Below are 25,733 nucleotides of genomic sequence, written 5' to 3'. Positions count from 1 at the left end.
TAAAGGTAATTTTTGCTGATTCTATTACAACCATATACCTATGAACTCCACACCAAAAGAGGAATGGCTCTGCATCATCAGTTCCATTCCTCTTTTCTTAGTACCTATTCAATTTGAGCGTAAAATTCTATTATAAATACCTTAATAATAATCTATTTTCCACTCATATATTTCGCTTTGAATGCTGCTAATTGTGCTTCTTCTAATGACATACCTTCACCTTGGAAATGAGCGATACTTTGTTGCATTTCTTCGTAAGCTGTTGGCACGATTTTTGTAAAACGATCTTTGTACAGTACCCAATTTTCTAACATATGACGACCTTGTTTCGAGTTCGTATGCAATACATGTTGTTGTACTAGCTCATGAATCCGTGCTAAGTCACTTTCACTAGCTTTGCGAAGTTCCACAAGTCCTGTGTTACAATAACGTCCATCTAGATCAAGGACGTACGCATAGCCACCGGACATACCAGCCCCAAAGTTACGGCCCACACGGCCAAGGACAAGGACCTCACCGCCAGTCATATATTCGCAGCCATGGTCGCCCACGCCTTCTACAACAGCTGTGATACCGCTGTTACGAACGCAGAACCGTTCCCCTGCCACGCCGTTGATATAGGCAGCACCGGAGGTAGCCCCATAGAATGCCACGTTACCGATTAAGATGTTTTCATGCGCCTCATAGGTAGCTGCTTTTGGTGGGTACGCAATGATGGTACCACCAGATAAACCTTTACCAAGATAGTCGTTGGCATCCCCTTCCAGTTCTAATGTCATGCCGTTCGGAATGAAAGCACCGAAACTTTGACCAGCAGAACCAACGAAGTTCAATTTGATGGTATTCTCTGACAAGCCTGCTTCACCGTAACGACGAACTACTTCGCCACCAACCAAGGTACCTACCACACGATTCACATTGCTGATAGCCAATTTGGCACGAATTGGTTTTTGATCATCCAAGGCAGGACGGCACATACGAAGTAATTTTTTCATATCTAAGGTGCGGTCCAATTCATGGTCTTGGTCTATGCTATGCAAATGTCCCACAGATGCATCTGTGTATGGTTTAAACAAGATTCGTTTCAAGTCTACACGAGACAATTTGAAATTATCGTCTTGGGAGCGTTGGCGCACTAAATCGATACGACCTACTAACTCACGCACACTACGGATGCCTAAACGAGCCATGATTTCGCGCAATTCTTGGGCGATGAACTTCATCAAGTTTTCCACATATTCTGGTTTACCTGTGAATTTAGCACGCAATTTTTCATCTTGTGTGGCCACGCCGTACGGGCATGTATTCATGTGGCAAACCCGCGCCATACGACAGCCTACAGCTACTAATGGCAAGGTACCAAATCCGAACAATTCTGCCCCTAGCAAGGCTGCGATTGCCACATCATAACCAGTCATGAGTTTACTGTCTACTTCGAGCTGTACACGGTCACGCAAACGGTTCAACATCAAGGTTTGATGTGTTTCTGAAAGACCTAATTCCCATGGCACACCTGCATGTTTCACAGACGTACGGCCTGCTGCACCAGTACCACCATCATAACCGGAGATAAGGATGCTGTCTGCTTTTGCTTTGGCTACCCCTGCGGCAATGGTGCCTACGCCAGCTTCAGACGTTAATTTTACGGAAATCGCTGCACTTGGGTTAACACATTTCAAGTCATAAATTAACTCTGCTAAATCTTCAATAGAGTAAATATCATGATGTGGTGGCGGAGATACCAGTTCTACCCCTGGTGTGGAATGACGAGCTTTAGCAATGTCTGGATATACCTTTTTACCTGGTAATTGACCACCCTCACCTGGTTTTGCCCCTTGCGCACATTTGATTTGCAATTCTTTTGCGTGCACCAAATAATTTGTAGTTACCCCAAAACGACCAGAAGCAATTTGCTTTACTTCGCTGTTGCGATTATCTCCATTAGCATCGAGAACAAAGCGACTTGTATCTTCGCCACCTTCCCCGGAGTTCGATGTAGATCCTAAGCGGTTCATAGCTATAGCAATGGCCTCGTGCGCCTCTTTACTGATCGCACCATAGCTCATAGCGCCTGCTTTAAAGCGTTTCACAATGTCTTCCACTGGTTCTACTTCTTCTACAGGAATGCCGCCACCCACAGGGAAGTTCAATTCCATCAAGCTCCGCAAAGTTACATGGTAATCATTGCGAACCATTTTGGAGTATTCTTTGTATGTATTGTAATCCCCTTCGATTAAGGATGTTTGCAACAACTTAATCGTATCTGGATTGAATAAATGCTCTTCCCCATCTTTCATAGGACCGTACCAACCGCCTGGTTCAAGAACTTTCACATCCTCTTTGAAAGCTCGTTGGAATCGCTCTAAGGTTTCATGAGCTACTCCACCTAAGCCAATACCACCAATACGTGTCGGTGTGTTCGGGAAGTAGGTACTGATAAAGTTCGTATTCAATCCCAATGCCTCAAAGATTTGTGCCCCATGGTAACTGCGTACAGTGGAGATACCCATTTTCGACATCACTTTCATGATACCCGACACAGAGGCCTTGATGTAATTGGCTTCTGCCTCTTCTGGTGTGAGATCCCCCAAACGATTGGTTGCTTGTAGCTCACGAACCGTTGCTAATGCCACGTATGGGTTAATGGCCGTTACACCATAGCCTAAGAGTGTACAGAAGTGATGTACTTCACGAGGTTCCCCAGATTCTAAAATTAATCCCATTTCTGTACGCAACACGGTGTTAATCAAATGATTGTGCACTGCAGCTACTGCCAATAACGCAGGGATTGGCGCATGGTGTTCGTCCACGCCACGGTCAGACAAAATTAACACATTTTGGTCGGTACGAGCTGCTTCCTCTGCATCTTTACACAGACGATCTAAGGATTCTTTCATACCTTCTGCACCTTTGGCTGGATCAAACAAGATAGGCAATGTCACAGATTTCATGCGACGGCAGTCCAATTGTTTAATACTTGCCAATTCTTGGTTCGTCATAATAGGAGTTCGCATGGATACTGCGTATGTGCCCACTTTATTAGGATCCGTCAAGTTACCGCTATTGCCAAGCATCACTCGTGTAGAGGTCACCATTTCCTCACGAATAGCATCGATAGCTGGATTTGTCACTTGTGCAAATAGCTGTTTGAAATAAGAGTACAACATTTGCGGTTTGTCAGATAGAATCGCCAATGGTGCATCGGCACCCATGGAACCTACTGGATCTTTTCCGTCTTTTGCCATTGGGATAATCATGCGCACCAAATCTTCTTGGGTATAGCCGAATACTTGTTGCTGCATGAGCAAGTCGCCCACTTCTGGGATACTATCTTCCGTAGCTTGTTGAATTTCCGACAAGTGGATCACATGTTCTTTCACCCACTCATGGTACGGCAATTCTGTAGCTACTCGTTGTTTGATTTCTTCATCAGAAATGATACGACCTTCTTCTGTATCAATTAAGAGCATTTTACCTGGCTCTAATCGCCCTTTAGCACGAATCATATCGTCTGCTTCGTTCACAACACCTACTTCAGATGCCATAATCACGCGATCATCAGCAGTCACATAATAGCGCGCAGGACGTAAGCCATTTCTGTCTAAAACACCACCGATAACAGTACCATCAGTAAAGCCCATCGCAGCAGGTCCATCCCATGGTTCCATCATGAAACTGTTAAACTCATAGAAGTCATGTTTTTCTTGACTCATCAAGGTATTGCGTTCCCACGGTTCTGGAATCATCATCATAATCGCATGTGGCAAGCTACGACCTGTCATATGCAAGAACTCAAGGGTATTGTCGAACATGGCAGAGTCAGATCCTGTATCGTCAACAACAGGGAATACTTTTTTAATATCGGGGAACAACGGAGACTCTGCTTTACCTTCACGAGCATTGATCCAGTTTACATTACCACGAATGGTGTTGATTTCCCCATTATGTACTAAATAACGGTTAGGATGAGCCCGCGCCCAACTTGGGAATGTATTCGTACTAAAACGGGAATGCACCATCGCCAAGGCAGAGGTGAAATCTAAATCGTTCAAGTCAAGATAAAAGTTACGTAATTGCACTGGTGTCAACATACCTTTATAAACGATTGTCTTAGAAGACAAGGAAGCAATGTAGAAATCACTACTCATTTCTTTGCTCAATGGAACGATACGTTTTTCTGCAATTTTACGTATCATGTATAATTTGCGCTCAAACTCCGCTTGGTTCGTCACATCTGGACCTCTACCGATGAGGATTTGAATCATCCAAGGACGAATCAATGCCGCCTCATGACCAACTGCTGTAGAGTCTACCGGCACTTCCCGCCAACCCAATACGATTTGACCTTCTTCACGAACTACCTCTTCTAAGATTCGCTTTTGCTCATTCCGCAATGTTTCGTACTTATGAGCAAAGACCATGCCTACCCCGTAATCGCCAACTGGTGGTAAATGGATACCCAACACTTCGCACTCACGGCGGAAAAAGTCATGTGGAATTTGTACTAAGATGCCCGCTCCATCGCCAGTATCCTTATCGGCGCCAGCACCACCACGGTGTTCCAAACGCTCAAGAATACGCAAGCCATCGTCGATAATATCATGGGATTTCTTACCTTTAATATTCACCACAAATCCCATGCCGCATGCATCTTTTTCAAATTGAGAGCTATACAAACCATTTGCTTCCAAATGGCGTTGCTCCTCATGTTGTTTTGCAATGGTACTCATTTCCATCATAACCCTCTCCTCCTGTAGGCTCTCTATGACTATACTAGTGTACTTAACACTAGGTATACATATACTGAAAGTTCTTATTCCCCTATGCTTAGTGACTATACGTATAGCAGTTCAACTATGAACTGTATTAGTATATGCCTTTTTATTCTTCCTTCTTTCAGCATTAGACTCTTATCATAAAACATAACTTCAATTTATAGCAGTCATATATGATAGTTATCTTTCTATAGAATATAGAACTGCATACTATACTAGCAAAAATTAGTATATATTTCAATACATTTTACTTATGTATACATGTATTCTTACAAGAAAACGCATAGCTACCCTAAGGTAACCATGCGTTTACGTCATTGTAAAAGTATTCTATTATACGATGCGAACAATCCAGCCTTCTGGTGCTTCAATTTCACCATGTTGAATGCCCAATAATGTTTCGCGCAATTTTGTTAATGTTGGGCCCATTTCATCCATGCCGCTTGGGAAGAAGATATCTTCTTCTTTTGTATGCACCATGCCAACAGGAGAAATAACAGCCGCTGTACCGCAAAGACCACATTCAGCGAAGTCTTTCAATTCTTCTTTGTACACTTCACGATGTTCTACCGTCATGCCCAAATAATGTTCTGCCACATACATCAAAGAACGACGTGTGATGGATGGAAGAATACTATCAGATTTAGGCGTTACTAATTTACCATCTTTAGTAATGAAAATAAAGTTAGCTCCACCAGTTTCTTCTACTTTTGTACGGGTTTGTGGATCCAAGTACATGTTCTCTGCATACCCTGCTCCATGCGCTGCTTCTAACGCATGCAAGCTCATAGCATAGTTCAAGCCTGCTTTAATATGACCTGTACCATGTGGTGCTGCACGGTCAAAATCGGAGATTTGAATTTTTAATGGCTTTACACCACCTTTGAAATAATCCCCTACAGGCGTACCAAAAATACGGAATTGGAACTCATCTGCTGGTTTCACACCGATAACACTGTTCGTACCCATCAAGAATGGACGAAGATACAAACTACCACCTGTGCTGTATGGAGGCACAAAGTCTTGGTTTGCTTTTACCACTTCTTTCACTGCCTCGATAAAACGATCCGTTGGGAATGGTTGCATTACAAGATATTTTGCAGAGTTATACAAACGCTCAGCATTTAAATCTGGACGGAAACACACAATGTGACCATCTTTTGTGTAATATGCTTTCAAACCTTCAAAAATCGTTTGCGCATATTGGAATACACCTGCACATTCATTGAGGACAACATTCGCCTCACCCGTTAAACCGCCTTCATCCCATTGACCATCTTTGAAATTAGACACATAACGGAATGGCGTTTCTTTATAACTAAAATCTAAATTGTTCATATCAATCTTTGCCATACTGTCCTCCTATTATTCCATACCTGTGAAAACCGTGAAAGTATACGTATATCCATCCTTCTAGCCCTTCACATCATATGAATATTTACTGATTTGTATTTTAGATAAAAACTATTATACACCCAACACGGAAAATGTACAAGAGTACAGGCCTAAAAGATGGGGTAGATTCTAATTGTGTATTCTACTCTAATATTGAGCAAGAAGTTCTTATCAATTAAGTTTCTAAATCATAATCTGTGAAACCTTACATTGATTGAATACATATAATCTCATCAAGTGTCAGCTCCTTGCCTTTCGCTTCTTCCCAACCTGTATCCTTATATATTTTTTCTAAAATACCATGTGAAATCCAAGCTCCTCCTGATAGATATCCAGCATTAGTAGATTGATAAACTTCTACATAAAACCACTTTGCTTCGATCTCCTCGTTCTCTTCATCTACTGATATTTGATGAAGCAACCTACTAGCTAGATCATGAACCTTTTGTATTTTCTCCACATCAATTTTATAAAAAGAGTCAGTAATGGTAGGTACGCCTTCTCCATGACCTACCTTTCGTACATGATTCCTCAACGTACTATCATTCTTCAAGGTACATATATCGATTGCTTTATCCCAACACATTTCATGAAGAATCATCATGTCAGCTTTTGCTATGTCCATATGATTAGCATAAAAACTATACACATATTTTCTCTGATTAGGCCTATCTTCCACAATTTTAATAAGAAGATTATCCATCACTGCTGCAGGATTTTCTCTTAGCTTAATCCCCTCTATCCGTTCATAATAGGAATCTATATATCCCTCAACTTGTCTCATCACCAATATAGGATATTTCCTACGTTCTATATACTTTTGGTCTATCAAATCACTTTCACCTCTATGTATACTACATCAACTACTGCTCTTATTTCTGAAAATATTCTAACATTGTGGAACTTTTTTACACTATTTTTCTAAAAAAGTTCCTCAATTATTTATGAATCTCCTTCTACCACTCTTCAGTCACATACAAGGTAAACTCCTTTTTCCATGATTCTGGTATAGGCGTACTTTCATAAAACCAATAACATATACAATATTTTATAAAACTCAAGCCCACTCTAAGTGGTACATCATCATAACTCTTACTCTCATTTCTACAATAAGAGAGAAAGTCTTTTAAGAAAAACACAATTTGTTTCGGTTTTGTCGTATCGCGCAACCCTCTAAGCATATATCGTTCTAGTTCATCCAAAGAGTTAATCTTACCATTCACATACTTAGACATGGCATGAATAAACACCTCAGTATCCTGTGCATCTGTTAAGTCCACTACAAATGTATCTTCATCAGTTACTATCTTGTCTCGCAACAAATCATACTCTGATTCTTCCAAATAAATAATTTCATTATGAGGCGGATCTATCGTTTCTGTCCAAGAAGTCTCTTGCACATAGTATAACTTGCACAGCTCTAATGGTATGGATGACCAAGATTCCATAGCTTCTGTTTCAACAGCCCATCTAGGCATAACATTACCAGCAAAAAACGTCCACACCAATAGAGCATCTAAATCTCTATGCATATTAAAAGAAAATATGTCCCTCAAATAACCTAGAATTCCACTTTTTCTTTTCATCGCTATATCCAGATTTCTAAAAATGATATAGAGTTCTCGAACGGGTTCCACTCCTTTAGCATTACCATACAATAGGATATCTTCCAAATGATACAAGTTAACAATCTTTTCATCAATGAGTAACTTTTCCTTAACAACCTTGTATATATCATCCCAAGTATCAATATGATTTCCATCAAACTCTATCATCATTCTATGGCCCGCACTATTCTCCATATGCAAAGACCTATACTGCTTTTCCGAAATCGCTTCCATAGAAACTATACGTGCCAATGGATATTCCCCTTTCTCTTTTTATATTCTAGCAGAAAATTTATACATTCCACCATTTAATAAGTATATATATACTTTCAATACAAACAGCACTATAAAAAATATATTTTAAAATATTGCGCGCTGTCGAATTAAACCAATACAATAACTCTTTATGTGTCCAATAATAATATCCTACAATCGTATATAGAATCAGTACTAAAGAGTTCCACTTTATCAAATAATTTGTAAAACCATAGCGAACATATATAAAAAAAGCTACAATGAACAACAACGTACGCAACAGATGAATCACTACATTTGTAAAAACAGTATAGCGTTCGTAATTATATTTCCAACAATACACACATAACGGAATCAACCCTATGCAATGATAAAATAAAAACAAAGCATCTTCTGTTTCAGCACCATAATCATGCAATGTATGAAGTGCAAGTTTAACTAATTCAAGCATGATCCACCTCTTTTAGTGGAAGTACTAACTTTTTAAGAAATCTAAAAAGACTACTATTAATACTAAATCCAGCTAGTATAAAGCATAATCCATTAAAAGGAGGAATGAATATAAAAATCGCCCAAATCGGTGGTATCTGCATAAATCTAAACCGTTTGATAATAAAAAGAAACAACATATACTGTATACCACCTACAAACAATAATGCTATTACAATTAAAACCTCAAGACTTACTCCATTTTTTTCTAAAATAGCTCCAGGTATACCTACTCCCCAGCCCCACAAAAAAATCCACCATAGACTTCTCCAAAAATCTTTTGCAGTCATAGGTTTATATGGATTGAAAGTATCTTTTATCCTCATTTATATCCACCAATTCTCTCTATAGAACATCTAACAAGCCATATACTTCTCAATTTATATCTAATTATATTTTATCACAACAAATATCCATCTCCTAGAATTGCCCTCATTCGTAGATCATCTCTTGGGGCTTTAGTCCTATACAGGCCAAACCAGAAGAGCACGACATAGTCTGGAGCAAACTTCCTAAGTAGTAGCCTGTGAATATATTGCTCCTACATCACACAAACGAAGAAGAGTGCGGCATATTCCGGAGCAAACCTACCGTAGGATCAGTTTGTGGAGGAATGTGCCGTGCTCTTCCATTTGTTAGAAATACTCCACAGGCTACAAATGGAGTCAGATCACATGCCCTGCTCTTCCCTTGTTCCACATAGCACCGAGTCCCCGAGATGGAATAGAATAGAAAAGACTCCTATGGGATGATCCCCATAAGAGTCTTTTCGTCTTGCAGTATGTTGTCATGCTTAGATGACTATATAATAACTTCGTTCAGCAGCAAACCAACTTACACATTCGCTGACTCACCGGAGTTGAAGTTACTAACTAAATTATTCCGGCTTTTTAAATTTTGGAGATGTTGGACATGTTTCAGGAGTCACGTCTTTACGAGCCCCTAAGTCACCGCTACGATCTACATACGTAGTATGTAATAATTCATGAGCAATATGTCCTAATGGTTTTTCCAAGAAATTAGCATACGCATCTTTAATTTCAGGGTTTTCATAAGAAGAACGAAGCTTCATGTTGGAATCCCAATTATAAAGACCATCGATACGCTCACCTTTTACTTTATTAGCAACTGGTAATTTTGCACGTGGTTGTCCACCACCGCCGATACAGCCACCTGGGCAAGCCATCATTTCGATGAAATCATATGTCTTACCAGATGCTTTCAATTCATTCAAGAATTCACGGATATTTTTACCACCATGACAAACAGCCACATTAATTGTATGTCCACCGATTTCTACGGTTGCTTCTTTCACACCGTCCATACCACGCACATCTGTTAAGTTAAGAAGTGGCGCTGGAGATGGTTCGTCACCAGTAATGAATTTATAGGATGCACGCATAGCCGCTTCCATAACACCACCAGTGTTACCGAAGATAACCCCGCCGCCAGTAGCAGCACCGATAAATTTATCGTATGCAGAGTCTTCTACTGCGGCAAAATCTAATTCTGCTTCACGAATCCATTGTGCAAATTCACGTGTAGTGATACAGATATCTGTATCTGGACCCAAGTCTTCACCACTGTAACGAGACGCGTTATTTTGCTCAGGACGACGAATTTCTGCTTTTTTAGCAGTACAAGGAGCTACGGATACGGATACAATTTTCTTAGGATCAATGTTCATATTTTTTGCAAAATATGTTTTGACCATAGCAGATTCCATAGCGATACAGCTACGAGCTGAAGAGATATGTGGTACGTATTCTGGGAAGAATGTTTCACAGAATTTTACCCATGCTGGACAACAGCTAGTAAATTGTGGCAATGGACCTGTACCATGTAATTTACGTTCTAATAGTTCGTTTGCTTCTTCCATGATAGTTAAGTCAGCACCGAAGTTAGTATCAACTACATAGTCAGCACCTAACGCACGAAGAGCACCTACCATTTTGCCTTCTTGGTATGTACCAGGCTCAAACCCAAATTCTTCACCGATGGACACACGAACAGCTGGCGCTGTTTGGATAACAACGATTTTCTCTGGATCTGCAATGGCTTCTTTTACTTTATCTAATTCTGTACGTTCGTACATTGCGCCGAATGGGCAAATTACCGCACATTGACCACATTGGATACAGATAGGATTATCTCCTGTTGCTTCCAAATCATAATAGTCAAGTACGCTCATAGTGTCAGCACATGCTTTACGACAAAGAGTACAGTTCTTACATTTTTCTAAATCGTGAATAATCGCCACATTATCCTCAGCAATTGGGGCACGGCGATCAAGATGTTGGAATCGACTTTCGAAACTCATTATTATGCACCTCACATAGTGTAAACAATACTAGTTATGTATTCATTAACTTTCCGTCATATTATAACAAATAATTGGCTTTGTGGAAAGAAATCTATAAGCCATTTATTTTGCTATTCTTTTAAGTTCTAAATAAATTTTACACATCCATTGATTATGTACATTTATATCATTTTTATGTTACTTTTATCACACATGTAGATTTTTATTATATATTTTTCATTTTATATCTTTCAAAATCCATATACCCTAAGAACTACTAGGATTTCGCCTATTCATGCAGAAAACAGGAGAGTTTCCCCTCCTGTTTCTATGTTATTTCAATTCAAATAACGGAACATTCTTAGCCTGGTCTCCCAATGCTGTTTGTGTGAAAGTAGTAATGAACTGTTGTACTGCCAAAGTCGGTGTCAAACGCCCCTCGATGACAGCATCTTCGATACCACCTCGACAAGCTACAATTTCTGGTGCACGATAGAACAAGTTTTGTAAATGTTCTTCTACCATGGAATATACCCACGATAAGGTTTGATCACGGCGACGTGCTTGTAGCACTCCATTGCCTTGACATTGTTCCATAAATTTTTCGATAACCCCTTGCCACAATTCCATGATACCATCCCCTGTATAAGCAGAGCATGTGTACGCATGGGTTGTCCATTGTTCTGTGGCATCGCGAATGAACCATAAAATGCGTTCGTATTCTTGGCGCGTCACTTTGGCACGTTGCAAGTTATCTCCATCGGCCTTATTTACGACAATGGCATCTGCCAATTCCATAACGCCTTTTTTCATGCCTTGTAATTCATCCCCAGCACCGGTGAGTACTACTAGTAAGAAAAAGTCTACCATAGAACGAACTGTAGTCTCACTTTGACCAACCCCCACGGTTTCTACTAGGATTGTATCGTACCCTGCCGCTTCACATAACAGCAAGGTTTCTCTACTTTTACGAGTCAAACCGCCCAAGGTACCACCTGATGGGGATGGACGAATGAATGCATTCGGCTCCCGTGACAATTGTTCCATCCGCGTTTTATCCCCTAGTATAGACCCGCCTGTCACTGTACTAGATGGATCCACCGCAAGAACAGCCACTTTATGACCGTTTTGACATAATTTTGTACCCAATGCTTCAATTAAAGTAGATTTACCAGCCCCAGGCACCCCTGTAATCCCTACACGGGTGGATTTGCCTGTGTACGGCAACAAACGTTGGATGACTTGTTGTGCCATTTCAAAATGGGATGCTGCATTACTTTCAATTAATGTGATAGCACGAGATAAAATCATTCGATTACCAGCCAGTACCCCTTCCACATAGTCATCAACGGTCAGTTTTTTCCGTTTTACTACTTTAGGAGCTACCGGTTTTTGTAGTGCATGGGTATGTGCATCCATCCCATCATGACCACCGTCCACGCCACGCATAACACGGCATGCAAATTTATCATCTTTCTCCTCAGGAACCCAAGAAGGCTTATAGGTATCATCACTCATAAGACACCCTCCTTTCACCGATTCGAATATGACCGATTATTCTTCCTCTTCTAAGCGTTCTTCTAATAATTCGAGAACTTTTTTAGCACACACTGGAATGATGGTACCAGGTCCGAAGATGGCTGCTGCACCATGCTCATAGAGATAATCATAATCTTGAGCTGGGATAACACCACCGATAACAACCATAATATCTTCACGGCCTAATTTTTTTAGTTCTTCGCATAATTGAGGCATCAATGTTTTATGACCAGCTGCGAGTGAACTCATACCTACAATATGTACGTCATTATCTACGGCATCTTTCGCTGCTTCTTCTGGAGTTTGGAATAAAGGTCCGATATCTACGTCATAGCCCATATCTGCGAAGGCTGTAGAAATTACCTTAGCTCCGCGGTCGTGACCATCTTGACCCATTTTCGCTACGAAAATACGAGGACGGCGACCATGTTTTTCTTCAAATTTTTCAGTCATGCTGCGTACTTCTGTGATTACATCGTCATCGCTGAATTCGCTGCTGTATACACCAGAAATAGAGCGAATGATCGCTTTATGACGGCCGCATACTTTTTCTACTGCATCAGAGATTTCACCTTTAGACGCACGAGCACGAGCTGCTTCTACGGCTAATTCAAGCAAGTTTCCTTCTCCTGTTTCCATCGCTTTTGTTATGGCATCCAAACAGCTACGTACTTTGTCATTGTCACGATTAGCACGCAATGTTTTCAATCGTTCAATCTGTGCCAAGCGTACAGCTGTATTGTCTACTTCCAAGATATCTAATGGATCTTCTTTATCAAGGCGTAAGTAGTTAACACCGACGATTTTTTCACTACCGGAGTCAATGTGCGCTTGGCGACGAGCTGCCGCTTCTTCAATACGCATTTTTGGAAGACCTGTATCAATCGCTTTAGACATACCACCCAAAGCTTCAACTTCTTGAATATGAGCCCAAGCTTTGCGGATCAATTGGTTAGTCAAGAATTCTACATAGTAAGAACCGCCCCATGGATCGATGACTTTACATACGTTAGTTTCATCTTGAATATACAACTGCGTATTACGAGCAATACGAGCCGAGAAGTCTGTAGGCAATGCAATCGCTTCGTCAAGCGCATTCGTATGCAAGGATTGCGTATGACCCAAGGCTGCTGCCATCGCTTCGATACAAGTACGAGTGATGTTATTGAATGGATCTTGCTCTGTTAAAGACCAACCAGAAGTTTGGGAGTGCGTACGTAATGCCATAGATTTAACATTTTTTGGACCAAAGGATTTAACAATTTTAGCCCATAACATACGGCCTGCACGCATTTTAGCGATTTCCATGAAATAGTTTTTACCCATTGCCCAGAAGAAGGATAAGCGCGGCGCGAATTGGTCAACTGTAAGACCTGCTGCCACACCAGTACGCAAGTATTCCAAACCATCGGCCAATGTGTAACCTAATTCAATATCTGCTGTAGCACCTGCCTCTTGCATGTGGTAACCGGAAATGGAAATACTGTTGAACTTAGGCATGTATTTAGATGTATAGGCAAAGATATCACCGATAATACGCATAGAAGCTGCTGGTGGATAAATATAAGTATTACGCACCATGAACTCTTTCAAGATATCATTTTGGATCGTACCTGCCATAACAGATTTATCTACACCTTGTTCTTCACCAGCTAGGATATAAAAGGCCATAACTGGTAATACGGCGCCGTTCATTGTCATAGATACAGACATTTGGTCCAATGGAATACCAGAGAACAAAATTTCCATATCCAAGATAGAGTCTACCGCAACGCCGGCTTTACCAACGTCACCGACTACACGAGGGTGATCAGAGTCGTAGCCACGGTGTGTGGCCAAGTCGAAGGCGATAGACAAACCTTTTTGACCAGCCGCTAAGTTACGGCGGTAAAAGGCATTGGATTCTTCCGCTGTGGAGAAACCTGCGTACTGACGTACTGTCCAAGGACGTTGTACATACATCGTACCGTATGGTCCACGAAGATACGGAGGAATACCTGCTACGTATTGTAAATGGTTACATTGATCATAAATTGAGGAATCATACACTGGACCTACATCAATTTGTTCCATAGTACGAATGAAGTTTTCATCATAGGATTTACCGGTTTCAGCTTTTAACTGCTCTTTCCAAGCATCTAAGTCAGAAGATTTTGGGCTAGCCGGAGTAAAAGGAATATTTCTAAAATCTGGAATCATTTACATCATTCCTTTCTCGCGTTGCATTGCTAATAATGTTTGATAGCAATTGGAGCGTACACTAATATAATCATCCATACCTGCTGCATCGCAAAGTTCTTTCAACTCTGCAGATGGCGCCCCTGCCAAGAATACTTTCATAGCTGGGCGAGCGGCTTTGATTGCTTTTGTCACTGCTGGTGCCAATTCTGGATATGTATCGTCAGTAGAACATACGATTGTCACATCTGCATTCGATGCTAAGGCAGCTGCTACTGCTTCGTCTACAGTTGGGAATCCATCATTGGTAAGCACGTCAAATTCAGCTACTTGCATGAAAGAAGTAACGAAGTCCGCTCTCGCTTTATGTTGAGGAATTGGACCCATGTTAGCCAAGAAGATTTTAACATTATCCCCATTATGTGTTTCTTTGAAAGTTTCAGTGCGCATACGTAATTCTTCATATTGTTCTGTCCAACGGTGGGATAAAATTGCTTTCACTGTCACACCTTCACTGCCATCTGCTAAGGCTTCAAAAACTTGTCCAAAGCTAGCGCCTGCTACTAATGCAGTATACGCAGCACTTACCAAAGAACCTAGTTCACTGAAATCAGATTCTTGTAATTTTTTAAGAGCCAACTCTGCTGCATCTGCAGTGCCTACATTAGCTAATGCTGCTACGCGAGCTTGGCGTAAACCATCGAAGTCCACCACTGGTACTTCTAGTAGTTCTTCTGTCATGTTAGGATACATATTACTACCTACAGCTCGGTCTTTACGGGTAGCCAAGTTTTTAAAGCGGCTTTGTAAAATAGTATCTACAGCTTCTTGTGTTTCACCAGATACTAATGTTTCTAAAATGCCACCTTTACCTTCTAATTCTTGGAATAATGCCCAAGATTTTTCAGTCAATTCTTGTGTTAATGGTTCAAGGTACCAGCTACCACCTGCTGGGTCAACTGGTTGAATGAAGTTGAACTCTTGTTGCTCCATAATTTGGATGTTACGAGCAATACGGCGAGAGAATTCATCACTTGGACGAATACATCCATCAAGAGGACGTACGAACATGCCATCCATACCACCTACTACAGCAGAAAAGGATTGAGAGCCTGCACGCAACAAGTTTACATATGGATCGAATACAGTTTGTGTGAAGTGAGATGTACTTACGAATAAGTTAATTTTCTTCGCTTCTTCATCACCGCCACAATGTTCAATAATTTGTGCCCAAACCATTTTAATAGCACGTAATTTAGCAATTTCCATGAAGAAATTAGCACCTACGCTTACATGGAAACGAATTTGCTTCGCAAATGTATTGACATCAATACCACGGCGTTCCATCGCACGTAAATATGTCACTGCTGTAGACATAGTAAACCCTAATTCTTGTACATCATTACCGCCACCATTGTGGTATACATCTGTATCGACAAGAACTGTCCGTAATTGTGGTGCATGCGCATTGGCCCATGCAATGGTATGTGCCATATCATCGAAATATTCATCCATAGGGCGTGGTAAATGTCCATCTTGTGCCAAAGTACCAATTGGATCTGCCCCAATCATACCGGACAATGATTTCACATCTACCCCTTGCGATTCGCAAAGTGCATGTAATGCAGCCGCCCAGCATACACTACTAGCGCCTGTACGAACATCTAATTCTTTTGTTGTTAAATCCATGCCTTTTAACAACGCTTCTATTTCTTCTATAGTGGACAAGGATACCCCTACGTCAGCTACGTCTTTAGCATCAGCTGTCGTAGCATCTTGTCCTTTTCGAGTAGCACTATCTAGCGTAAAGCTGATAGCCGTGCTACCTTTATCTAATTCAAATTGCAACATGTCGTGCATGTCAGCAATCGTTTTTCCATCACAACGTTGTGCAATTGTCCAAGGTTTGTGGATATATCCACTCGCTTTCGCTCCCCGCAAATTGCTATCGCGACCAGGATATGTCAAATTCTGAGTCAATCCTTCTTGGTCGCTCAACCAATACATTGGTTGTAAAGTAATTCCTTCATATGTTTTTGTAAACATACTTTTTTGGAAATCTTTTCCTTTTAAGATACCTTCTACCGTCGTTTTCCAGTCCTCATAGGTAGGGATAGAAAACTCATCAAACGATACATCTGGTAACTCAAACTGTTCTTCGTGAACTTGTGGTTCATGATGCTTGTCTTGTCCCATAGTCTAGCTTCCTTTCTTTGACCACACAGGCATACGTTCCCTTATACAAACCATATATACTATATATTTTCGTGACACTATAGGACTCTAACCGTTTATATAATACACTTGCAGCTCAATAAAAATAAAATAAACAATTACACGTTGGGTATACCCTACCCAATCCTATGGCGCACAAACTTACATAGCCTCTCTGTAAAAGATACAACCATATTACCTTCTAAAACAGAAAAACCGTCTTCAATAGAAGACGGTGGTTATGACTTAGCGTATGCACTTAGCGCAAAACCATCTCTACCCGTCTCTCGCGGATCTAACGACATGCTTCTTACGGCAGTTCTTCTGACTCAGGATCTTCGCTACACTTCGCCTTCCCAGTTTCCCAGTGACGTTTCATGAAGTTTCGCTCCCCTTTACAGCGGCGGGACCGTGTTGGCTTTTCACCAAGCTTCCCTATTAAGCCTTGCGGCACCAGTAAGGCAAATATAAAGTTATACTTTGATTATAAACTGTTTTGTGAAAGAATAGAACGGTCTTTATGAACTATAACTAAATTTCACCATCGCATAACATGAGGTTATTAATTCGTTAACAATCACCATACATATTCTGGAACTACCATCAATTTTAAAGCAGTTACCAGGCATATTTCTGCAAAACTAATACATTTCTCACCAACATATTACCCTCCGTTATTATGTGTATTAAAAATAATTATTCTCAAAACACAAAAACTCAATCAATATTATGAACTTTCTTTCAATTAATGCTATAATAATAAAAAGTATATTCTCTTGTAGTAGGGAGGTCCATTATGCAACCACAATTTTATCCGTTTTTTAACAACCTAACACCTGAACAAAAAAATTATGTCACTCTAAAATTAAGTAGTGAAAAAGAAACTTTTATTGCCTATATTTGTTTCTTTTTGCTAGGAGCTCATTATTTCTATATTGGTCGCCCCTTAACAAATATTTTATTCTATATTACATTTGGTGGATTTGGTATATGGGCTCTCATCGACCTTTTCCGTATTCCTTCCATGGTGAACGAATATAACACTAACTATACATTCCGTGTGATTGAAGAAGCTAAATTATTATATCCAAGTAATCCAGGATTCCAAGGTGGCTACCAAAACTACCAAGGATATTAATTCATCAGAAATTATATCTATATATTAAAAAGGATACTGAACAACTTTCGTTCAGTATCCTTTTCTTTCTATTGCTTTATGTATCATGCAGAGTATTATTTCTTCTTCTCTTCAATAATCTCAAAACCATAGTTTCGAATATGCTCTTTCAGCAATTCTAAATATTTTTTTGCAATCGCACTCGGTTCCAACATATGTGGCATCAAGTAGCCCATTGTCATCGTGTCTTCTACATCAAGAGGAATCGCAATAATTTTGTCATCATTTAGCTCACGACTCAAAATGCCTGAACTAATCGTATATCCATTTAAACCAACCATCAAGTTAAAGATCGTAGCCCGATCCGATACTTTGATGGTCATTTTTCTATCTAATGTACTCAAAATTTCTTCTGAAAAATAGAAAGAATTATCTTCTCCCTGATCATAGCTCAAATACGGGAAGTCTTCCAAGTCTTCTAGTGTAATCTTTTCTTGATTAGCTAATGGATGCTCTCTACATAAGAACACATGTGGCTCCGCTTCAAACAGAGGATGAAATGTTAACTTATATTCTTTGAATAATTTTTCCATAACTTGACGATTGAAATTATTTAAATACAAGATTCCTATTTCACTTTTAAAGGTAGCCAAGTCTTCAAAAATATTCTGCGTTTCTGTTTCTCTTAATCCAAATTGATATTCATCTGTATCAACACTTTTAATTAACTCTACAAAAGCATGGACTACAAAAGCATAGTGCTGAGCCGAAATAAAAAAATGTTCCTTTCTCTTTGTGTTGGATTTATATCGTTCTTCTAATAATTGAATTTGATCTAATACTTGGCGAGCATATATCATAAACTCTCGACCATCATGGGTCAAGGTAACACCAGATTTTGTCCGTAATAATAGTTGAACACCCATTTCATGTTCTAACTCTTTAATCGCATTGGACAAGCTTGGTTGCGATAAGTATAACTCCTTAGCCGCTTCATTAATAGATCCTTTCTCTGCAATTTTTTCTAAATATTGTAATTGTTGTATTCTCATTGTTTTTTGCCTTTTCTATATCTATTCATGAAGTTCTTTACATACAAGGTTCCTGTATGAAAGTAAACAAAACCTAACGAATAAAGTCCGTTACTTTACACGTTAGGTACATCATTGTATAACTTAATTTTCTGCGCCTAATGGCATCTTTAACTATTGGTTTTTTTAGTATATACATAATACAAAAAATAATACCTACCGTCAAGATATATTTTAAAATATATGACAAAATATGTCTATATACTAGTATCTGTGATATAAAATTAGCTATATATAATATCCTTATTCATTATAGTTTTAAGCTATATCAATTCATATATATTAAGAATTGGTCTATATATATAAAAATTGGTATGATAGACCATATTGATTACAAGAAAGGACATCAGCCATGAGCGAATCTATACAACAAAAACGACCAACCTTATCATACGAAATATTTCCTCCCAACACACAAGTGGGGGACGAAAAAATTATTACTGTCCTAGATGAGCTAAAGAGCTTAAAACCAGAATTTATTTCTGTTACTTGCAGTAATAAACAACGTAACATTGAAGAAACAACCATAAAACTATCTAATTATGTACAAAACACATTGCACATTCCTACGAAAGCACATTTACCAGCTATCTATTTATCAAAAGAACAAGTGAAATCTGTTATAGATAGACTCGATGAACTTGGTATTCACAAGCTATTAGCTCTTCGTGGTGACATTCTAGAAGACTTACCTCCAGTAGGAGATTTCAAATATGCTACAGAGCTTGTACATTTCGTCAAGGAATATGCACCTCACTTTCAAATCTCCGGTGCTTGCTATCCAGAAGTACATCCAGATTCACCAAGTCAACTGCAAGATATTAAATACTTAAAAGAAAAAGTAGATGCTGGTTGTGAATTATTAGTAACACAGTTCTTCTTAGATAACAATGTATTCTATGAGTTCCAAGAAAAATGTGCCCTCGCAGGTATCGAGGCACCTATCTTAGCTGGGGTAATGCCAATCATCAACCGCAATCAAGCATTGCGCTTACTTACATCTAATGCAACAGCTATTCCACGCAAATTCAAAGCAATTTTAGATAAATATGAACACGATCCTATCGCTCTTCGTGATGCCGGCCTTGCCTACGCATTAAATCAAATCGTAGACTTGGTAACCGAAGGCGTCTCTGGTATTCATTTATATACTATGAATCAATCTAATACAGCTCTATACATCGAACAAGCAGCTCGTTCCTTATTTAGCTCTCCTGTTTATGAAAGCCAATAAATAGGATTATTACCATAGTTTTTATACACCTATCATACATACAAAATATAGCAAGGATGCTCTATGTAGTTTCTCTCGTCAAGAGAAGGTCCTACATAGAGCATCCTTATATTGCTTTATTAGCATATTCTTTTTATAGAGACCTACAAACCCATTCATATATGGAATATCCGTCTATCTAAATATAATGCCGTGGTACCCTTTCCGAAAAATTACAGAAGATTTCATACGGAATGGTTCCCACTAAATAGGCTAATTCTAGGGCAGTAATACTTTCTTGCCCTTGTTTTCCCAATAGCACTACACTGTCACCTGGTGAAACTTGAACATGGTTCGGGACTTTTACCATAAATTGATCCATGCATATACGCCCTACAATCGGGCATCGTGTGCCATGGATGAGTACAGACCCTTTATTAGACAAAGACCTCGGGTATCCATCGGCATACCCTACTGGAATTGTTGCAATCGTTTCTTCTCCTGCCGTTGTATACGTACTACCGTATCCGATAGAAGCCCCTTTTTGTAAGTGTTGCACATGAACGACTTTGCTATATAAACTTAAGGCTGGTTTTAACCCTAAGCGATTGGGTACATCCATAGATGGCATGATCCCATACTGAATAATCCCCGGCCGAGCATCATTAAACAAACTATCTGCAACAGCTAACAATCCAGCACTATTTGCTAACGAAAACCGATACGCCTCATCTCGATGAGCTCGAATCGTTTCTACCACTTGTCTAAACTGTTCCACTTGAAAGTTAGCATGGCTTTGATCCGCAGCATCACCATTTGCTAAATGTGAGAAGAACCCATCTACACGAAGATACTCATAAGATTCTACACGTTCTAAAAATGCTAGTACATCCTGTGGTTTGCTTCCGATGCGATGCATACCTGTATCAACTGCAATGGCACATTCTACTATTGTTTCATGCCTTTTGGCACATTCATTAAGTGCCTCTAGGTCAGTAGACTCACAAATTGCAGGCCTAGAGTTTCCCTCAATAACTAAATCAAAGGACTGCGGTAAGGTCAGCCCTAGCAAATAGATAGGCACAGTAATCCCTGCTGCGCGCAATGGTATCGCTTCTTCTGGAAAGGCTACCGCTAATGATTCATAACCTTCTTCAACGGCAATACGCCCTACCATGACACTACCATGACCATAGGCATTAGCCTTTACGACGGCAGTGCTCGTACACCATTCTGGTAAACAATCTTTAATTTTTCGTAAATTACTTCGTATTTGTGCTGTATCTATTTCTACATATGTAGGTCTCACAACTTCACCCTCTTGTTCTTAGTCTAGTACAGGTTACCTATACCAAGGTTCCTAATCATATTCTATCACATTTAAGTCAATTATCTCTACAAAAAGGACTGACATTAGAATCATATACTTTCGATTCCTTGTCAGCCCTTGTATATACTATATAGTTATGTATCTTTCATATCCAGTATGATATCTGTTATGGCATATTGAATGGCCATACCATAGGAATAATCACTAAACTTACGATAAAGCATACAACAATCAGTGGCGTGCCAGCTTTCACATAGTCCATAAATTTATAATTCCCTGGCGTCAACACAATCGTATTCGGTGGCGTACCCACTGGCGTAGCAAATGCGCAAGAGGCTGCTACACCTATGGCCATCAATACAGCATGTGGACTGGCACCCATAGCTTGTGCAATAGAAATACCAATAGGAGCCAATAATGCACAAGATGCCGTATTAGACATAAATTGTGTTAATACACAGGATAGCAAGAATAAAATCGCTGTTGCAAAGTACGGACTAGGATTATCTCCCATAATATCCACCACAGCGTGAGCAATCATTTGACCTGCACCAGAATCATTCATTGCAGAAGCTACAGGCATCATGCCTGCAAATAAGAAAATTGTTACCCAATCTATAGATTGATACGCTTGTTTTTCTTTCAAACAACCAGTCAATACCGCTAATACAGCGCCAATGATGGCTGCCAAATGTAAAGGCACATCAATGCCGATTTTTTTCAACGTTGTAGATAATGCCATGAATAGAACAACACCAATCAAGATGATACCAGAGTACCACATTTTTTTAGGATCATTCGAAATATCATTAGCATCGACCTCTTGTGCGACCTCAGCTTTTGCATTTCCATCATGAGAAGGAAGGAAATGTTTACCAATAGTCACCATATATAGCATGAAGGCGATTGTCAAAGGAATCCCTATCCATGCAAATTCAAAGAATCCAAATTGAGGAAGTTTAGCTTGCCCTAAGGCACCATTAATAATAATATTGGGTGGTGTACCTACTAGTGTAATAATACCACCAATACCAGCCGCAAATGCCATCGGCATTAATTGACGAGATGCAGGAATCTTAGCAGATGCACATATACCAATCACAACTGGCAATAAAGCTGCTGCTGTTCCCGTATTAGAAAGAACAGAGGACATAAATGCAGTGACAAGCATTAACGCAATCATAAGTCCATTTTCACTATTGCCTGCTTTTTTTACCACTGTAATACCAATTTTTTGAGCTAAACCTGTATGAAACAAGGCTGCTCCAATAATAAACATACCAGCAAATAACACTACTGTACTATCAGATAAACCGCTAAATACTTGTTTCATGGGTATAATACCCAATAACCCAAGTGCCATAGCACCTCCGATAGAGGTAATTGCAAGAGGTATAATTTCCGTTACGAATAGTAAGGCCATGATACCCAGTACAATTAATGTCAGTACAGCCGGATCCATAAGAGTCAACTCCTCTCCAAGAAAAATATGCCTAATATCAACCGTTTAATACATCACAATACTGTCCATATAATATAGGATGATAGGCCAATCAAGCACAACATAATAGCCGTCACTCCATACCCTTCTACTGTGCAAGGGTATCCGAAATGTAACCATTCTCCTAGTACTCCTCGACGGAGAAAAAAACTATAGGTGGTTCGTTTCTGAAACCATTTTGATTTCCGCTCTTCACCTATGAGAAGTGCGGTACAAGTACAAATAAAAAGCGCCATACAAATGCACGTAAATACCTTTGCTTCATCTGATAGTATCATGATTCCACCTCATGGAGAATAAAAATAAACACAAGATTACGTGTTATGTAAAGCGCATACCAACTATATATTTCTTATATGAATTCATAGTCATCCTGCCATATTTGTAACAAGCCTAGGTAACACTATGTATTACCTAGGCATAGTACAATCATATATATAGTAGGCATATTTATTCCTACTACTGATGTGATTGGCGATACTACAAATCACATTATTTATATCACCAGATAAGCTTTGATTAGCCTAATACAACTAAAGCGTCGCCAGTTGCTACTGTTTGATTAGCTGCTACACGAACTTCAGCTACTGTTGCATCATGTGGTGCAACGATTTCGTTTTGCATTTTCATAGCTTCTAAGATGCAAAGAACATCGCCTTTTTTAACTGCTTGGCCAGCTGTAACAGCTACGGACAAGATTTTACCAGGCATTGGGCAATCAACAGTTTGAGCACCTGCTGGAACTGGAGCTGCCGCTGCTGCTGGAGCCGCTGCTGGAGCTGCTTTAGGAGCTGGAGCTGCAGCTTTAGGAGCTGGAGCTGCTACTGGAGCTACACCACCAACTTCGTTTACTTCTACTTCATATACTGTACCGTTAACTGTAACATTGAACTTTTTCATTATAACTTCCTCCTGAATTACCTATTTGTAATGAAATTATTTCATAAGCTGAGCTAGCTTATAGGGCCTTTAAACGACCAGCTAATCGCCAAGAATTAGCTACTACTGGGCGAATAGATGCAATTTGATTTTGCGAATAACCCATTGCAACGATTGCACTGATGATAACTGCTACTACTTCTGTTTCTTTATTAGCAGCTTGTGCATTGGTAGTTTTATTCATTAAGTTCTCCTCCATTGTCATATTGATGGCCATAACCAACCACGTGTATGTCCCTGATTCGTATTATAGAGGGATATTACCGTGTTTTTTAGGAGCACGGGTTTCGCGTTTGCTAGCTAGCATTGCTAGGGCATTTACAATTGCCGGACGAGTATGTTTTGGTTCAATAACTACGTCAACGAATCCACGTTCTGCTGCTTTGTATGGAGTTGCGAATTCTTCTACATATTTAGCAGTTTTTTCGTCTTTATCTTCATCGCGCTTGAAAATAATGTTTGCAGCACCAGCTGGTCCCATTACAGCGATTTCAGATGTAGGCCATGCATATACTTGGTCAGCGCCCAAGTCTTGGGAACACATTGCAAGATAAGATCCACCATATGCTTTACGAGTGATAACAGTAATTTTTGGTACTGTAGCTTCAGAATAAGCATACAACATTTTTGCACCATGACGAATGATACCGCCCCATTCTTGGTTTGTACCTGGCAAGAAGCCTGGAACGTCAACAAAGTTTACGATAGGAATATTGAAGGCATCGCAGAAACGGATAAAGCGAGAAGATTTATCGGATGCATTGATATCTAGACAACCTGCCATTACACGTGGTTGGTTAGCAATGATACCTACGCTTTGTCCTGCAAAACGTGCGAAGCAAGTAATAATATTTTGTGCATAGTGTGGTTGTACTTCATAGTATTCACCATTATCAACTGTTGCACTGATTACGTCAAACATGTTGTATGGCATGTTTGGATTATCTGGAAGTAAAGTATTTAAACCTTCGTCTTCACGAGCTGGATCATCACCAGTATCAACTAATGGAGTATCTTCCATATTGTTGCTTGGTAAGAAGCTCAATAAATAGCGAATTTGTTCTAAGCAATCATCTTCGTTTTCTGTAGCAAAGTGAGCTACACCGGACACACGGTTATGTGCCATTGCACCACCAAGATCTTCTGCTGTTACTTCTTCTGCTGTTACAGATTTGATAACCGCTGGACCTGTGATGAACATTTGAGATGTATTTTTTACCATGTAGATAAAGTCAGTTAATGCTGGAGAGTATACCGCACCACCTGCACATGGTCCCATGATTACAGAAATTTGTGGGATAACACCGGAAGCATTTGTATTTTCAAAGAAGATTTTACCGTAGCCTGCCAACGCATCTACTGCTTCTTGAATACGAGCTCCACCGGAGTCATTGATGCCGATAATAGGGGCACCCATTTTCATTGCCATACGTTGTGCTTTAACGATTTTAGCAGCGTGCATTTCCCCAAGGGAACCACCTTCTACTGTGAAATCTTGAGCGAAAGCAAATACCAAACGTCCGTCGATAGTACCATAGCCAGTTACTACGCCTTCACCTGGTAATTCTTTTTTCTCTTGACCAAAGTTAACACAACGATGTTTAACAAATTGATCTAATTCAACGAAGCTATTGTCGTCGAATAATTTCGCAATACGCTCACGAGCAGTATACTTGCCGTTAGCATGTTGTTTTTCTACACGTTTTTCACCGCCACCTTGTTTTACAGTGGACAGTTTTTTATGCAATAATTCAATCTTTTCCTGAACTGTTGCCATTTTACACCTCC

18 protein-coding genes and 1 riboswitch are annotated in these 25,733 nt (G+C 39.8%); of the genes, 2 read left to right on the top strand and 16 right to left on the bottom strand.

Annotated features, from left to right (window positions below; genetic code table 11):
* Window positions 1-152: 152 nt before the first annotated feature.
* From gltB to EO115_RS03365, 10 genes are all read right to left on the bottom strand, one after another.
* Window positions 153-4,739, bottom strand: coding sequence for a glutamate synthase large subunit (gltB, locus tag EO115_RS03410; RefSeq protein WP_371413256.1), 4,587 nt, complete (start codon window positions 4,737-4,739; stop codon window positions 153-155).
* Window positions 4,740-5,108: 369 nt separating this feature from the next.
* Window positions 5,109-6,128, bottom strand: a complete 1,020-nt coding sequence (locus EO115_RS03405; RefSeq protein ID WP_126937590.1) for a branched-chain amino acid aminotransferase — start codon at window positions 6,126-6,128, stop codon at window positions 5,109-5,111.
* 247 nt (window positions 6,129-6,375) lie between these two features.
* Entirely contained in the window at window positions 6,376-6,954 is a 579-nt protein-coding gene (locus EO115_RS03400) for a hypothetical protein (protein WP_126937589.1), read from the bottom strand.
* A gap of 172 nt (window positions 6,955-7,126) precedes the next feature.
* The gene (locus tag EO115_RS03395; protein ID WP_126937588.1) at window positions 7,127-8,011 is read right to left on the bottom strand and encodes a hypothetical protein; all 885 of its coding nucleotides are present in this window, start codon (window positions 8,009-8,011) and stop codon (window positions 7,127-7,129) included.
* Between the two features lie 58 nt (window positions 8,012-8,069).
* A complete protein-coding gene (locus EO115_RS03390) occupies window positions 8,070-8,483 on the bottom strand; it encodes a hypothetical protein (RefSeq protein ID WP_126937587.1) in 414 nt (137 codons plus the stop codon).
* The gene (locus EO115_RS03385; protein ID WP_164724044.1) at window positions 8,476-8,811 is read right to left on the bottom strand and encodes a hypothetical protein; all 336 of its coding nucleotides are present in this window, start codon (window positions 8,809-8,811) and stop codon (window positions 8,476-8,478) included. Before EO115_RS03385 ends, EO115_RS03390 begins: the two co-directional genes overlap by 8 nt.
* A 587-nt stretch (window positions 8,812-9,398) precedes the next feature.
* Window positions 9,399-10,841 (bottom strand): [FeFe] hydrogenase, group A, encoded by a 1,443-nt coding sequence (locus EO115_RS03380; RefSeq protein ID WP_126937585.1) that lies wholly within the window; start codon window positions 10,839-10,841, stop codon window positions 9,399-9,401.
* 315 nt (window positions 10,842-11,156) lie between these two features.
* The gene (gene meaB, locus EO115_RS03375; RefSeq protein WP_126937584.1) at window positions 11,157-12,341 is read right to left on the bottom strand and encodes a methylmalonyl Co-A mutase-associated GTPase MeaB; all 1,185 of its coding nucleotides are present in this window, start codon (window positions 12,339-12,341) and stop codon (window positions 11,157-11,159) included.
* Between the two features lie 36 nt (window positions 12,342-12,377).
* Complete coding sequence (scpA, locus tag EO115_RS03370; protein WP_126937583.1) at window positions 12,378-14,561, bottom strand: methylmalonyl-CoA mutase; 2,184 nt, start codon at window positions 14,559-14,561, stop codon at window positions 12,378-12,380.
* The gene (locus EO115_RS03365; RefSeq protein WP_126937582.1) at window positions 14,562-16,736 is read right to left on the bottom strand and encodes a methylmalonyl-CoA mutase family protein; all 2,175 of its coding nucleotides are present in this window, start codon (window positions 16,734-16,736) and stop codon (window positions 14,562-14,564) included. It abuts the gene before it with no gap.
* Between the two features lie 314 nt (window positions 16,737-17,050).
* Window positions 17,051-17,227: riboswitch (cobalamin riboswitch) on the bottom strand.
* Between the two features lie 323 nt (window positions 17,228-17,550).
* On the opposite strand from EO115_RS03365, the gene EO115_RS03360 reads away from it, so the two are divergent.
* Window positions 17,551-17,892, top strand: a complete 342-nt coding sequence (locus tag EO115_RS03360; protein ID WP_126937581.1) for a TM2 domain-containing protein — start codon at window positions 17,551-17,553, stop codon at window positions 17,890-17,892.
* Window positions 17,893-17,987: 95 nt separating this feature from the next.
* Here the strand turns inward: EO115_RS03360 and EO115_RS03355 are convergent, their stop codons facing one another.
* Window positions 17,988-18,923: a LysR family transcriptional regulator gene (locus EO115_RS03355; protein ID WP_126937580.1), complete on the bottom strand. Its 936-nt coding sequence runs from the start codon at window positions 18,921-18,923 to the stop codon at window positions 17,988-17,990.
* A 391-nt stretch (window positions 18,924-19,314) separates the two neighbouring features.
* Here EO115_RS03355 and metF point away from each other — a divergent pair, with 391 nt between their 5' ends.
* The gene (gene metF, locus EO115_RS03350) at window positions 19,315-20,196 is read left to right on the top strand and encodes a methylenetetrahydrofolate reductase [NAD(P)H] (RefSeq protein ID WP_126937579.1); all 882 of its coding nucleotides are present in this window, start codon (window positions 19,315-19,317) and stop codon (window positions 20,194-20,196) included.
* A gap of 178 nt (window positions 20,197-20,374) precedes the next feature.
* On the opposite strand, the gene alr is transcribed toward metF, so the two are convergent.
* From alr to EO115_RS03325, 5 genes are all read right to left on the bottom strand, one after another.
* A complete protein-coding gene (gene alr, locus EO115_RS03345; protein ID WP_126937578.1) occupies window positions 20,375-21,484 on the bottom strand; it encodes an alanine racemase in 1,110 nt (369 codons plus the stop codon).
* Between the two features lie 187 nt (window positions 21,485-21,671).
* On the bottom strand, window positions 21,672-22,967 hold the full coding sequence (locus EO115_RS03340; RefSeq protein ID WP_126937577.1) for an SLC13 family permease: 1,296 nt from the start codon (window positions 22,965-22,967) through the stop codon (window positions 21,672-21,674).
* A gap of 558 nt (window positions 22,968-23,525) precedes the next feature.
* The gene (locus EO115_RS03330) at window positions 23,526-23,906 is read right to left on the bottom strand and encodes a biotin/lipoyl-containing protein (protein ID WP_126937575.1); all 381 of its coding nucleotides are present in this window, start codon (window positions 23,904-23,906) and stop codon (window positions 23,526-23,528) included.
* Between the two features lie 58 nt (window positions 23,907-23,964).
* Complete coding sequence (locus EO115_RS08370; protein WP_164724043.1) at window positions 23,965-24,129, bottom strand: hypothetical protein; 165 nt, start codon at window positions 24,127-24,129, stop codon at window positions 23,965-23,967.
* Window positions 24,130-24,192: 63 nt separating this feature from the next.
* Window positions 24,193-25,722, bottom strand: coding sequence for a carboxyl transferase domain-containing protein (locus tag EO115_RS03325; RefSeq protein WP_126937574.1), 1,530 nt, complete (start codon window positions 25,720-25,722; stop codon window positions 24,193-24,195).
* Between the last annotated feature and the right edge of the window lie 11 nt (window positions 25,723-25,733).

It is taken from the genome of Veillonella sp. CHU740 (genome assembly GCF_003992055.1).
GTDB lineage: Bacteria > Bacillota > Negativicutes > Veillonellales > Veillonellaceae > F0422.
Note: the sequence above shows the minus strand (reverse complement) of the source record. Positions and strands in the feature narration are given on the sequence as shown.

Coding starts and splice junctions, on each gene's coding strand:
- gltB (WP_371413256.1), bottom strand. CDS start 4,739: ATGATGGAAATGAGTACCATTGCAAAACAACATGAGGAGCAACGCCAT.
- EO115_RS03405 (WP_126937590.1), bottom strand. CDS start 6,128: ATGGCAAAGATTGATATGAACAATTTAGATTTTAGTTATAAAGAAACG.
- EO115_RS03400 (WP_126937589.1), bottom strand. CDS start 6,954: ATGAGACAAGTTGAGGGATATATAGATTCCTATTATGAACGGATAGAG.
- EO115_RS03395 (WP_126937588.1), bottom strand. CDS start 8,011: ATGGAAGCGATTTCGGAAAAGCAGTATAGGTCTTTGCATATGGAGAAT.
- EO115_RS03390 (WP_126937587.1), bottom strand. CDS start 8,483: ATGCTTGAATTAGTTAAACTTGCACTTCATACATTGCATGATTATGGT.
- EO115_RS03385 (WP_164724044.1), bottom strand. CDS start 8,811: ATGACTGCAAAAGATTTTTGGAGAAGTCTATGGTGGATTTTTTTGTGG.
- EO115_RS03380 (WP_126937585.1), bottom strand. CDS start 10,841: ATGAGTTTCGAAAGTCGATTCCAACATCTTGATCGCCGTGCCCCAATT.
- meaB (WP_126937584.1), bottom strand. CDS start 12,341: ATGAGTGATGATACCTATAAGCCTTCTTGGGTTCCTGAGGAGAAAGAT.
- scpA (WP_126937583.1), bottom strand. CDS start 14,561: ATGATTCCAGATTTTAGAAATATTCCTTTTACTCCGGCTAGCCCAAAA.
- EO115_RS03365 (WP_126937582.1), bottom strand. CDS start 16,736: ATGGGACAAGACAAGCATCATGAACCACAAGTTCACGAAGAACAGTTT.
- EO115_RS03360 (WP_126937581.1), top strand. CDS start 17,551: ATGCAACCACAATTTTATCCGTTTTTTAACAACCTAACACCTGAACAA.
- EO115_RS03355 (WP_126937580.1), bottom strand. CDS start 18,923: ATGAGAATACAACAATTACAATATTTAGAAAAAATTGCAGAGAAAGGA.
- metF (WP_126937579.1), top strand. CDS start 19,315: ATGAGCGAATCTATACAACAAAAACGACCAACCTTATCATACGAAATA.
- EO115_RS03340 (WP_126937577.1), bottom strand. CDS start 22,967: ATGGATCCGGCTGTACTGACATTAATTGTACTGGGTATCATGGCCTTA.
- EO115_RS03330 (WP_126937575.1), bottom strand. CDS start 23,906: ATGAAAAAGTTCAATGTTACAGTTAACGGTACAGTATATGAAGTAGAA.
- EO115_RS08370 (WP_164724043.1), bottom strand. CDS start 24,129: ATGAATAAAACTACCAATGCACAAGCTGCTAATAAAGAAACAGAAGTA.
- EO115_RS03325 (WP_126937574.1), bottom strand. CDS start 25,722: ATGGCAACAGTTCAGGAAAAGATTGAATTATTGCATAAAAAACTGTCC.